Annotated in this window: 12 protein-coding genes and 1 pseudogene; 4 read left to right on the top strand and 9 right to left on the bottom strand. The window is 69.2% G+C overall.

Translation table 11 applies throughout. The features are described 5' to 3' along the window. Positions 1 to 32 precede the first annotated feature (32 nt). Complete coding sequence (locus tag DELCS14_RS12920; protein ID WP_013802007.1) at positions 33 to 572, top strand: PadR family transcriptional regulator; 540 nt, start codon at positions 33 to 35, stop codon at positions 570 to 572. A 57-nt stretch (positions 573 to 629) separates the two neighbouring features. On the opposite strand, the gene DELCS14_RS12915 is transcribed toward DELCS14_RS12920, so the two are convergent. From DELCS14_RS12915 to DELCS14_RS12885, 7 genes and pseudogenes are all read right to left on the bottom strand, one after another. Then, a complete protein-coding gene (locus tag DELCS14_RS12915; RefSeq protein ID WP_013802006.1) occupies positions 630 to 1553 on the bottom strand; it encodes an SMP-30/gluconolactonase/LRE family protein in 924 nt (307 codons plus the stop codon). Positions 1554 to 1575: 22 nt separating this feature from the next. Further along, positions 1576 to 2469, bottom strand: coding sequence for an amidohydrolase family protein (locus tag DELCS14_RS12910; RefSeq protein ID WP_085929083.1), 894 nt, complete (start codon positions 2467 to 2469; stop codon positions 1576 to 1578). A 10-nt stretch (positions 2470 to 2479) separates the two neighbouring features. After that, positions 2480 to 3436: a tripartite tricarboxylate transporter substrate binding protein gene (locus DELCS14_RS12905; protein ID WP_013802004.1), complete on the bottom strand. Its 957-nt coding sequence runs from the start codon at positions 3434 to 3436 to the stop codon at positions 2480 to 2482. Between the two features lie 98 nt (positions 3437 to 3534). After that, positions 3535 to 4467, bottom strand: coding sequence for an NAD(P)-dependent oxidoreductase (locus tag DELCS14_RS12900; RefSeq protein WP_013802003.1), 933 nt, complete (start codon positions 4465 to 4467; stop codon positions 3535 to 3537). Further along, complete coding sequence (locus DELCS14_RS12895; protein ID WP_013802002.1) at positions 4464 to 5150, bottom strand: diguanylate cyclase; 687 nt, start codon at positions 5148 to 5150, stop codon at positions 4464 to 4466. The genes DELCS14_RS12900 and DELCS14_RS12895 overlap by 4 nt, the downstream gene beginning before the upstream one ends. A 57-nt stretch (positions 5151 to 5207) precedes the next feature. Beyond that, positions 5208 to 5507 (bottom strand): annotated as a pseudogene (locus DELCS14_RS12890) (tripartite tricarboxylate transporter substrate-binding protein); the annotation flags it as partial. 96 nt (positions 5508 to 5603) lie between these two features. Then, positions 5604 to 6605, bottom strand: a complete 1002-nt coding sequence (locus DELCS14_RS12885; RefSeq protein WP_013802001.1) for a tripartite tricarboxylate transporter substrate binding protein — start codon at positions 6603 to 6605, stop codon at positions 5604 to 5606. A gap of 127 nt (positions 6606 to 6732) precedes the next feature. Between DELCS14_RS12885 and DELCS14_RS12880 the strand changes: the two genes are divergently transcribed. Next, the gene (locus tag DELCS14_RS12880) at positions 6733 to 7521 is read left to right on the top strand and encodes an IclR family transcriptional regulator (protein ID WP_013802000.1); all 789 of its coding nucleotides are present in this window, start codon (positions 6733 to 6735) and stop codon (positions 7519 to 7521) included. A gap of 40 nt (positions 7522 to 7561) precedes the next feature. Here DELCS14_RS12880 and DELCS14_RS12875 read toward each other — a convergent pair whose 3' ends face one another. Then, the gene (locus DELCS14_RS12875) at positions 7562 to 9124 is read right to left on the bottom strand and encodes a YdgA family protein (protein WP_013801999.1); all 1563 of its coding nucleotides are present in this window, start codon (positions 9122 to 9124) and stop codon (positions 7562 to 7564) included. A 15-nt stretch (positions 9125 to 9139) separates the two neighbouring features. Here DELCS14_RS12875 and DELCS14_RS30470 point away from each other — a divergent pair, with 15 nt between their 5' ends. Further along, complete coding sequence (locus tag DELCS14_RS30470; protein WP_156897988.1) at positions 9140 to 9511, top strand: hypothetical protein; 372 nt, start codon at positions 9140 to 9142, stop codon at positions 9509 to 9511. Positions 9512 to 9517: 6 nt separating this feature from the next. Here the strand turns inward: DELCS14_RS30470 and DELCS14_RS12870 are convergent, their stop codons facing one another. Continuing rightward, positions 9518 to 10420, bottom strand: a complete 903-nt coding sequence (locus tag DELCS14_RS12870) for an alpha/beta hydrolase (protein WP_012206086.1) — start codon at positions 10418 to 10420, stop codon at positions 9518 to 9520. A gap of 133 nt (positions 10421 to 10553) precedes the next feature. Between DELCS14_RS12870 and DELCS14_RS12865 the strand changes: the two genes are divergently transcribed. After that, complete coding sequence (locus DELCS14_RS12865) at positions 10554 to 11480, top strand: LysR family transcriptional regulator (RefSeq protein WP_013801998.1); 927 nt, start codon at positions 10554 to 10556, stop codon at positions 11478 to 11480. Positions 11481 to 11595: the final 115 nt, after the last annotated feature.

Genomic DNA, 11595 nt, shown 5'->3' with positions numbered 1-11595 from the left:
GATGGCGCCCAGCGCCAGTCCCTTTGTTGCCGATGTCCTTGCCACACGCCCTTCTCACCGCCTTGGTCGAGCACCCCTGCTCGGGCTCGGAACTTGCCGAGCGCTTCGACCGCTCCATCGGCTATTTCTGGAACGCCACGCACCAGCAGATCTACCGCGAACTCGCCCGGCTGGAAGAGGCGCAATGGATCGAGGCCCTGCCCGCCGAATCCGGCCGGGGCCGCAAGCGCCAGTACCGCCTCCTGCCCACGGGCCGCAAGGAGCTCAAGCGCTGGGTGGCCGAGCAGGAAGACCCCAAGCCGCTGCGCGAGGAATGGATGGTCCGCCTGCGTGCCGAGGCGGTGGTGGGACCCTGCGGACTGCAGGACGAAGTGCAGCGGCTGCTGGCACTGCACCAGGCGCAGCTGGACGTCTACCAGCGCCTGGAGCAGCGCGACTTCCTGGACAAGCCGCCCACGCGCGAGCGGCGGCTGCAGCACCTGGTGCTCAAGGCCGGCATACAGCAGGAGCAGCTGTGGATAGGCCTGCTGCAGGAAGCCCGGGAGATCCTGGACATGCCGGCCAGGCCCTGAGCAACGGTTGCGAAGACTGAGACGGCTGAGACGGCTGAGACGGTCGCGACGGCCGCCTCAGCCCTTGTTCAAGCCGTGCAGCGCCAGCCCCGGCGCCTCCAGCCGGGCACGCAGAATGCGCCCGTGCGTGGAGTCCGTCACATACAGCGTGCGGCGGTCCGCGCCGCCAAAGGCCAGGTTGGTGAGCGAGCTTCCCGGCACGCCACGCAGCACCTGCACGGGCTCGGCACGGTGGTTGAGCACCCACACCAGGCCCAGGCCCGGGTTGGCCACCAGCAGCCGGCCCTGGTCATCCACGGCCAGCCCGTCGGGGCCGCTGGGGCCGTAGGAGGTGAAGAACTGCCCCACCTTGGCCACGCTGCCATCGGGCAGCAGGGGCACGCGCCAGACGCAGTTGCCGCGCGTCACGGCCAGGTAGAGCACGCGGCCATCGGGCGACAGCGCCACGCCGTTGGGGCTGGGCACGTTGGCCAGCAGCAGGTCCAGCCGGCCGTCCGGCCGCAGGCGGTACAGGCGGCCGCTGGGATCGTGCAGGCCACTCTGGCCCTGGTCGGTGAAGTAGAGGTTGCCTTCGGCATCGAAGACCAGGTCGTTCACGCCCTTGAAGCGCTCGCTGTTGCGCCTCTGCAGATAGGGGCTGATGCGCCCCGTGGCCACATCCAGGCGCATCAGGCCGTTCTTGTAGTCGGTGATCAGCAGCGTGCGCTCGTCAAGGAACTTCATGCCGTTGGGCTCGCCGTCGTACTCGGCAACCAACGTCCAGGCGCCTTGCGGATCGACGCGGAACACGCGGCCCCAGGGAATGTCGGCCACGTACAGATGGCCGGCCGCGTCGAACACCGGCCCTTCGAGGAAGGAGTCGGTCACGGCGCCGCTGCGGTTGGCATCGGCCCAGTCGCTGCGCTCGGGGCGGCGCAGGGCGTCGGGCATGGTGGTGAACGATTCGAGTTCGCAGACCTGGGGGGCTTGCAGCAGGAACATGGTGTCTGTCTTTCTTGGAGTGTCAGGCCGCGCCGTCGAAGCCATACAGCCTTGCGGGGTTGTCCACCAGGATGCGGTCCATGGCCTCGTCCGTGCCGGCCCATGCCTGCAGCAGGTCCACCAGGTCGGCGTCATTGACGGAGCCCGGCGCCTCGGTGGTGTGCGGCCAATCGCTGCCCCAGACCAGGCGCTCGGGTGCGGCGCGCACCAGGTCGCGGCCCAGCGGCAGCGTGTCGGCATAGGAAGGGCCGCCCACCGATGAACGCATATAGGCGCCGGAGAGCTTGACCCAGGTGTTGCCACCATCGAGCAGCCGGCGCAGCGCGGCATGGGCCGCGCCCTCCACGCCCTCCATGCCTTCAGCCGGGTCGATGCGGCCCAGGTGGTCCACGACCAGGGGCACGGGCAGCGCGCCCAGCACTGGCGCCAGCGCCACCAGCTGTTCGGGCTGCACAAAAATCTGCACATGCCAGCCCAGCCGTGCAACCCGGTGCGCCAGCGTGACCAGCATGTGGGCCGTGGTCTCGCCCCAGGACTGCGGCGAGACAAAGTTCACGCGCAGCCCGCAGACGCGGTGCGCGGCCAGCCGGTCCAGCTCGGCATCGGCCACGTCGTGGGCGACCACGGCCACGCCGCGCGCCACATCGCCCAGGCGCTCCAGCGCATCCAGCGTGCAGGCGTTGTCCGTGCCATAGGTCGAGGGCGTGACCACCACGGCGCGCGAAGTGCCCAGGCGCTGCTGCAGTTGACGGTACATGGCCACGTCGGCCTGCGGCGGCGTGCGCGGCCAGTGCGGCGACGGTGCAAAGCGCGCATCGAAGATGTGCATGTGACTGTCGCAGGCCAGCGGCGGCAGCGTGCGGAAAGGCCGGTTCGTGCCGGCCGAATGTGCAACGGCGATGGTCGATGCGTTCATGGCCATGCGCTCAGTCCAGCACGATGGCGCCCTTGCGCACCACCTCGCCCCACTTGGCGTCTTCCTTCCGGAGGAAGGCCGCGAACTCGGCCGGCGTCGATGCCATGGGCTGGGCGCCCAGATCGCTCAGGCGCTGGCGCACCTCGGCTTCCTGCAGCACCTCGGACAGCGCCTGGTGCAGGCGCGCGGCCACGGGCTCGGGCGTGCCCGTAGGCAGGAAGATGCCGTTCCACTCATAGGCCTCGTAGCCGGGAATCACGGTCTCGGACACGGTGGGCACATCGGGCAGGCGGGCCGAGCGCTGGGGCGCCGCCACGGCCAGGGCGCGCAGCTTGCCACCCGTGACCAGCGGATAGGTGGCCGCCATGGTGCCGAACATGAAGTCCACCTGCCCACCCATCACATCGGCAATGGCCGGCCCGCCGCTCTTGTAGGGCACATGGACCATGTCCAGCTCCAGCCGCTGGCGCAGCAGCTCGGCCGCCAGGCGCTGCACCGTGCCGCTGCCGCCCGAGGCGAAGTTGATCTTGCCCGGCTGCGCCTTGGCCCTGGCCGCCAGGTCGGCCACGCTGCGCACGGGCGAGTCGGCCTTCACCACGACCACATTGGGCATGAGCAGCACCAGCGACAGCGGCTGCAGCGCGCTGCGCGCATAGGGCAGCTTGGCAAACAGATGCGGGTTGATGGAAAACGGCGTGGCGTCGTAGAGCACCGTGTAGCCGTCGGCGCGCGCCTTGGCCACTTGGCTGGCGCCAATGGTGCCGCTGGCGCCGGGCCGGTTGTCCACGATGATGCTGGTGCCCAGCCGCGCGCCCATGCGCGTGGCCAGCAGGCGCGCGGCCGCGTCGGCGCCGCCGCCGGGCGCATAGGGCACGACCAGGGTGATGGGACGCTCGGGAAAGGCGGCCTGGGCCACGGCGGCGGCCAGGGCGCAGGCCGCGATCAGGGTTCCGGCAAGGAATTTCATGGCTTGTCTCCAGATTTTTTTGGGGGGTGGCGGCCGAATCAATCCGCCTTCAGGTTCAGTTCGCGGGCGATCTGCGCATAGGACGCCCCTGCCCTGGCTCAGGCGCCGGCCGCCGCAGGCACGCGGGCCAGCACCTCCAGCACATTGCGGGCCGCGCCCACGCCCATGTTCACGTAGGCATCGCCGGTCACGCCGCCGATATGGGGGCTGAGCACGAAGTTCCTTTCGCCCTGGAACGGGTGGCCGGCCACCATGGGCTCCACCGCAAAGCTGTCCAGCCCTGCAGCCGCCACCTGGCCCGAGCGCACGGCGGCCAGCAGCGCGGCCTCGTCGATCAGGCCACCGCGTGCGGTGTTGACCACGATCACGCCGCGCCTGCAGGCCGCCAGCGTGGAGGCGCCGAGCATGCCCCGGTTTTCCTCGGTCAGCGGGCAGTGCAGCGAAATCGCGTCGGACTCGCGCCAGATGGTTTCCAGGTCCACGGGCTGCACGTAGGCGGGCAGGTTCTTTGCGAAGGGATCGAAGCCGATCACGCGCATGCCCAGCGCATCGGCCATGCGCGCAAAGCGCAGGCCGATGGCGCCCAGGCCCACCAGGCCCACGGTGCGTCCGCCCAGCTCCAGGCTCTTGTGCGTGGCCTTGTCCCAGTGGCCTGCGTGCATGCGTGCATCCAGCGCCACCACCGACTTGGCGCAGGCCAGCAGCAGGGCCAGGGCCTGCTCGGCCACGGCCGCCGCGTTGGCGCCAGCGGCGGCCACCACGGCAATGCCGCGTTCGGCGGCGGCCACCTTGTCGATGGTGTCCGTGCCGCTGCCGTGCTTGGAGATCACGCGCAGCGAGGGCGCCGCGTCCATCACGGCCGCGCCCACCTTGCCGTAGCGCACGATGATGGCCACGGGATCATGGGCACGGCACAGCGCGACCAGGTCCTCTTCGGTGGGCGTCTTGCCCGCATAGACGATGTCGTGCTGCGCCAGCAGGTCCAGCGCCTGTTGCGCCAGATCGGCGCCGGTGACGATGATGGTGCTCACAGCGATTCCCCTTCCTTGAGCACGCCGGCCGCGCGCAGGGCCACGGGCAGCCATTTCGATGCGGTGTCGCCGCGCGCAATGGCCTCGATGCGGGCGGCCTCGTCGGCCACCTTCTTCACGGCCAGCTCCAGCATGGCGGGGGCCTTGGCGCGCTCGATGACGACCACGCCATCGGCATCGCCCACCACCAGGTCGCCCGGGTGAACCGTCGTGCCACCAGCGGAGATGGCGTGGTTGATGCGGCCCGGTACGAACTTGGTCGGGCCTGCGGGATTGAAGCCTGCGCTGAACACGGGGAAGTCCAGCTCCAGCAGCTCCAGGCGGTCGCGGATGGCGCCGTCCACGATGACGCCGGCCAGGCCCAGCTTCTTGCAGGCGCTGAGCATCAGCGTGCCCATCAGCGCCGCCGTCTGGTCGCCCTTGCCGTCGATGACCAGCACGTCGCCGGGCCGGGCCAGCGCAATGGCGGCGTGGATCATGAGGTTGTCGCCGGGACGCACCTCGACGGTGAAGGCCGGGCCGGCCACCTTCATGCCCTGGTGCACGGGCGCCACGCGCGCATGCATGGTGCCGCGGCGGCCCGCCACGTCGGCCAGGATGGCGGCCTGAAAGCCGGCTGCGCGTTGCACGACCTGGGCGTCCACGCGCTCTATGTCACGGATGATTTCTGGGAGTTGGCTCATGATGGTTCGGTGAGATGGGGGGAAGAAAAACAGGAAGATCAGGAAGATGTGCGCGCGTCAGTCGGCCTTGATGCCGGCCTCGCGGATGAGTTGGGCCCACTTGGCGGAGTCGGATTTCTGCAGCTCGCCCAATTGCTGCGGCGTGCCGCCGACCATGCCGGCCTCGGCCATGGTGGGCACGTCAGGCAGGGCCTTCAGGCGCGCCGCCGAGGTCACGGCCAGCGCGGGCGTGTCGCCCTTGTAGGGCACGTGGATGAAGCGCACGCCGCCCTGCCTTTGCAGCAGTTCGCCCTGCATCTGCAAGACGGTTCCGCTGCCGCCCGAGGCAAAGGCCAAACGGACGGGCACGGCAAGGCTGTCGCAGTCCATGGCGAGATCTCGATGGAGGAAGAAAAAGGAAGGGAGGAGGAAGCGCGGAGGAAGCGAAAGGGCTGGCGCCCCTGCCCCCCGGTCTCAGTCCAGGCTGGCGCCCGAGTCCTTGACGATGCGTGCCCAGCGCGGCACCTCGGCGCGCAGCAGCGCGGCGAACTTCTCGGGCGAGCCGCCCAGCACCTCGCCGCCTTCGGAGCGCAGCTTCTCAGCCACCTCGGGCACCAGCAGCGCGTCGTTGATGGCCTTGTTCAGCTGCTGCACGATGGCCTGGGGCGTCCCGGCCGGGGCCAGCACGCCGAACCAGGTGACGGCCTCGAAGTCCTTGTAGCCCGACTCGGCCAGCGTGGGCGTCTGCGGCAGCTGGTCGGAGCGCTTGAGCGAGGTGACCATCACCGCGCGCAGCTTGCCGTTGCGCACCTGGCCCAGCAGCGTGGGCACGGCCGACATGTAGAAATCGATCTGCCCGCCCACCAGGTCGGTCATGGCCTGGGCTGCGCCCTTGTAGGGCACATGGCGCAGCTTGATGCCGGCCGCGTTCTCGGCCAGTTCGCCGGCCAGGTGGGCCACCGTGCCGTTGCCCGAGTAGCCCAGCGTGAGGCCGTCGGGCTTGGCCTTGGCGGCCTTGACCAGGTCGTCAAAGGTCTTGTAGGGCGAGTTGGCCGGCGCGGCCATCACGATGGGCGCGGAAGACACCAGCGCGACGGGCACCAGGTCCTTCAGCGGGTCATAGGGCAGCTTGGCGTACAGCGAGGGGTTGATGGCCAGGTTGCTGGTCTGGCCCATGACCAGGGTATGGCCGTCCGGCGCGGCCTTGGCCACGGCATCCACGCCCAGGTTGCCGCCTGCGCCGGGCCGGTTGTCCACCACCACGGTCCATTTGTTGTGGTCCGCCAGCCGCTGGGCCACGGTGCGCGCAATCATGTCCGTGCCGCCACCGGGCGGAAACGGCACCACCAGGCGGATGGGCTTGCGGGGATAGGTGTCCTGGGCCTGTGCAGCGCCCATGGGCACGATGGCGGCAACGCCGACCAGGGCGGCAAGAAGGCGTGCGTTGAGGCAACGCGAAAGCGAGGGAATCGGCATGGCGGTTTGTCTCCGTTTGTTGTGTCCAACGCCCGCATGGCTGCGGTGCGTGGGACGAACTTTATGAAAACGTTTCAACCCATACAATGCCATTTCATACAGCGCAACCAATTGCACGCCTTGCACCATGAACAAGCCCCCCAGCACCCCTTCCCCGGCGCAGCCACCCGATGACAAGGCCAGCGCGGCCAAGGACGGCGGCGTCATCGCCGTCACGCGTGCCTTGCAGTTGCTTGGCGCCTTCGCCCTCGGGGAGTCGCACCTGTCCCTGGCGGAACTGAGCCGGCGCTGCGCGCTGCACAAGACCACGGTGCTGCGGCTGGCGCGCACGCTGGCGCAGTCGGGCTTCATGGTGCAAAGGGACGATGGGGACTGGCGCCTGGGCCCGGCGGCAGGCTGGCTGGGTGCGCGCTACCAGGCGGGCTTCGATGTGCAGAACGTGCTGGAGCCCGCGCTGCGCGCGCTCACGCAGGCCAGCGGCGAGAGCGCGGCCTTCTATGTGCGCGAAGGCAATGTGCGCACCTGCCTCGTGCGCGTGGAAGGGCCGCAGGCCCTGCGCCACCATGCGCGCATGGGCGAGGGGCTGCCGCTGGACCAGGGTTCGCCGGGGCGCGTGATCCTGGCGTTTTCAGGCGAGCCGGGGCCGGTGTACGAGCAGATCCGCCAGCGCGGCTACCACTGGTCCATCGGCGAGCGCGAACAGGGCGTGGCCACGGTGTCGGCGCCGGTGTTCGGCATGCACTGGCGGCTGATGGGGTCGGTGTGCATCTCGGGGCCGGCATCGCGCCTGCCCGAGTCCCGGCTGGAAGCCATGGCGCAGACCGTGGTGGCGGCGGCCAACCAGCTGTCCTATGCGCTGGCGGGCAGCGCCAGCACACAGGCCCCTGTGGTGCGCGCCAGCCAGTGGCATCCCTGAGAATCCCTTCCGGGGCGACGCCCGGAAGGTGGATGGCCGCTTACTGCAGCGCGCCCATGGGCAGGGCGATGGGCTTGCCGTTGAGCGTGACCTGGCCGGCCTGCATCTTGAGCGCGCTGACCAGCTTGTCGCCTTCCAGGCGGGCATAGCCCGTGGCCTGGGCCATGCCCAGCATGCCTTCCACATCCTCTGCCGAGACATCGGGCTTGCCCGATGCCTTGATCAGCGGCTCCAGCCAGGCCTTGGGCAGGCTGGCATTGGCCTGCAGTGCCGAGGTCTTGAGCAGCGCCGGCATCCAGCCGGCCTGGGCGACCTGCTCCTGCGTGGGCGCGCTTTGCACTTCGGCGCCGTACTCCAGGTGGCCGGTCTGGCCCTGGTAGGTGGCCTGCAGCTTCATGGAGTAGGCCGGCAGGGCCGCCACCAGGCGCGGGGCGTTCTGCATCAGCACGCCCATGCCCTGCTCTTCCAGCGATTCCAGCGCCTTGGCCAGGCCCTCCTTGCGGTAGCCCTCGACCATGACGCGCTGGAAGCCGCGCAGCGCCTCGATGTCCAGGCGCTGGATCTTTTCCTCGTAGCCCACGGACTCGAAATCGATGGGGCCGATGCGGCCCGTGCCCTTGACCTGGGTGGTCATGCCCAGCGTGGTCTTGTCGGACTCGATGACCGAGCTGCCGTCCACGTTCTTGAGGTCCAGCAGCGTCTTGGCCTCGCCGCCTTCGGCGGGCGTGCTGCTCATGCCGAAGCGGGCGATGCGCACGCTGGCCTTGCCGGGGCCCAGGCCCCACAGGCCGTCGATGACCTTGTTCTCGAAGCTGCTCTCCAGGCCCGTGAGCATGATGCTGGTGCGCTCCACGGGCACTGCGGCCGGCGGGGTGGGGAGGGCCTCGTCGTTGTCGGATTCCTCCTCCTCGCCCTCTTCCTCTTCCACGCCCATGGACTTGTCGCGGCTGGGCAGGCCCAGCAGGGCCACCTCGGGCCAGCGCCAGGTGCCCTTGACGCTGCCACCGCCCAGGGCCGTGTCCAGCACCATTTCCTGCCAGCGCATGGTGACTTCCTGGTCGCCCAGCTCGCCGGCGGGCAGCAGCAGGCGCACATCCTGGCCGCCCGTGAAGTGGTGCACGCTGGTCAGCGTGGGGGCTGCAGCCTTGGCCAGCATCTGCGTGCTCTTTTCGTCCAGGCCGTCGAGCGCAAAGCGTGTCTCGGAAACCGCTGCCGCCAGTCGGCCACCGGCCAGCGGGCCGTGGCGCACCGTGGTGTCCACCACCAGGCGCACGGGCTTGGACGCAGCGACCGGTTCTGCGGCGGCGGGCGCTTCAGCTGTGTCGGCTGCTTTTGCCGCGTCAGCCGCGTCAGCCGCGTCAGCCGCATCGGCTGCCTGAGCTTGCGCCGCAGGCCACTGCAGCACCAGCTTGGCCTGGGAGGAGAGGAATCCCTTGTGGTACTCGTCGGTCACGACGACTTTCTCGCCCAGCACCTTGCGCAATTCGGCCACGGCCTCCTTGTAGCCAGCCTCGGCCCTCTGGCCGGTATACCAGGTGGTTCCTCCATAGCCCACGACGGCCAATGCCACGGCAGCGGCCACTACGGTTTTCTTGTTGCTCATTGTGAATATCCCGTGATGAATAAGACCCTCCCCCTCGGGCGGGCCGCGCGACTGTATCAGTTCGGCGTTTCACCACAGATCGGCAATGGGCTGCGCATTGACGCAGCCATGCCTCCTGTCGCAGGCACGCATGGACGCAGGCCCTTGCCCAGGGCTTGCCAGGCCTTGCCTGCAGCGGTTTTCAAGATCTGCGCCCCCGGCATTGCCCGCGCAAGACAGGCACCCGGATTTTTCAATTGCTTACCATTGCCGCACATGATTGGCATGCCAATTGAATTCGGAGGAAAACGCTATGGCGTCATGCATATGGCGTCACGGATATGGCGTGAATGCACCTTTCCCCTATTTGCCGGCTTGCCCGAATGCCGTACCGAGTGCCTCCAATGACGGCACTCACCCGGCCTGCAGCAGAAATGGCAGGGCCGCGTCCAGCAGCGCATCGGGCGCCTCTTCGGCGATGTAGTGTCCACAGGCCAGCGGCCGGCCGCGCACATCGTCGGCCACGAGCTGCCACTCGCGCAGCGGATCGAAGCAGCGGTGCACCACGCCCTCCTCGCCCCAGAGCACCAGCAGCGGCATGGACAACCTGCGCCCGAGTTGGCGGTCTTCGCGGTCATGGTCGAGGTCGATGCCGGCCGAGGCGCGGTAGTCCTCACACATGCCGTGCGCGCTGCCCGGCAGCGCCAGGCAACGCTGGTACTCGGCCAGCGCCCGGGGATCGAAGGGCGCCAGGCCGGCGCTGCGCCGGCCCATGATCTCGCGCACATAGGCGGCGGGATCGGCCTCGATCAGGCGCTCGGGCAGCGGCGCGGGCTGGATCAGGAAGAACCAGTGCCAGTAGGCGCGCGCAAAGGCCTCGCCGGTCTGCTCGTACATGGCCAGCGTGGGCGCAATGTCCAGCAGCACCAGACGCTGCACGCTGGCGGGATAGTCCATGGCCAGCCGGTGCGCCACGCGCGCGCCCCGGTCATGCGCCAGCACGCTGAAATGCTCATGGCCCAGCCGCGCCATCAGCCGCAGCAGGTCGCGGGCCATGGTGCGCTTGCTGTAGTTCACATGCTCGGGGTCGCCGGCCGGGCGCGAGGAGTCGCCATAGCCGCGCAGGTCGGCCAGCACCACGGTGAACTGCTGCGCCAGCCGGGGCGCGACGCGGTGCCAGATGGCGCTGGTCTGCGGGTGGCCGTGCACCAGCAGCAGGGCCGGCCCCTGGCCGCCCACCCAGGCGTTGATCTCCACCCCGTCATCGACCGTGATGCGCTGCTGGCGCAGGCCCGGCATCCATGGATCTGTGTGCATCCCGGAGATTCCTTCTACGTTGTTCATGACTGTCAGCCTGCCATGCTAATCAGTAAACCAGGCTGCATAAATAGCAAAATACTGCATTGATCCATCAGTTCAATTTACGAATCAACCATCCACCGCATCCACCATGGACGGCTTTTCCGACCTGCGTTTCTTCTCGCTGCTGATCCGCGAAGGCAGCCTGGCCGCCGCGGCCCAGCAGATGGGCGTGACACCGCCCGCCGTCAGCCGCCGCCTGTCCCTGCTGGAGCGGCGCCTGGGCGTGCGCCTGCTGCAGCGCACGACACGGCGCATCCACCTGACGCCCGAGGGCGAAGCCTACCTGCTGGACGGCGCGCGCATCCTGGCCGACCTGGAGACGCTGGAGCGCAGCATCTCGGGCACGCGCGCCACGGCGCGCGGCCCGTTGTCCATTGCCTGCACGCTGGGCTTTGGCCGCCAGCGGCTGGCGCCCGCGCTGTCGGCCTTTGCGCGCGCCTATCCCGAGGTGCAGGTGCAGCTGCAACTGACGGACAGGCCCGTCAACCTGGTCGAGCAGGGCTTTGACGCCGTGGTGCGCTTTGGCGCCCTGCCCGACTCCGCCCTCACCGCCCGCCTGCTGCTGCCCAACCGCCGCGTGCTGTGCGCCGCGCCCTCCTATCTCAACGCCCACGGCGAGCCGCGCCAGCCCGCCGACCTGCAGGCCCACCGCTGCATCGTGATCCGCGAGAGCGACGAAACCTATGGCAGCTGGCGCCTGAGCCGGCGCACGCGCCAGGGCCTGAGCGAGCACAACATCAAGGTCAACGGCGTGATGAGCACCAACGACGGCGCAGCGGCCCTGGCCTGGGCGCTGGACGGCCACGGCATCCTGCAGCGCTCGCTCTGGGACGTGGCCGCGCCGCTGGCCGCAGGCGCGCTGCGCGAGGTCCTGCCCCAATGGCAGCTGCCTGCGGCCGACATCTACCTGGTGCACGCCACGCGCAGCGAGATGTCGGCCAGAATCCGCGCGCTCACCGGCTTTCTGGGCGACTGGTTTGCACAACGGCCTGAGCCGGACATGGCGCCCGCCTGAGCCCGGGCGCAATCTGCAACCTCGGCGGCAGACAGGCTGTCATGCGCGTTCACCCCGCGCAGCGCAGGCCATGCGAACATGGCCCGCAACGACAACCACCACACCCAGGAGACAA

The sequence above is a fragment of the Delftia sp. Cs1-4 genome (assembly GCF_000214395.1).
In the GTDB taxonomy this organism is placed as follows: Bacteria; Pseudomonadota; Gammaproteobacteria; order Burkholderiales; family Burkholderiaceae_C; genus Comamonas; species Comamonas acidovorans.
The sequence above is the reverse complement of the archived record's forward strand: the minus strand, read 5'-3'. Positions and strand labels throughout refer to the sequence as shown.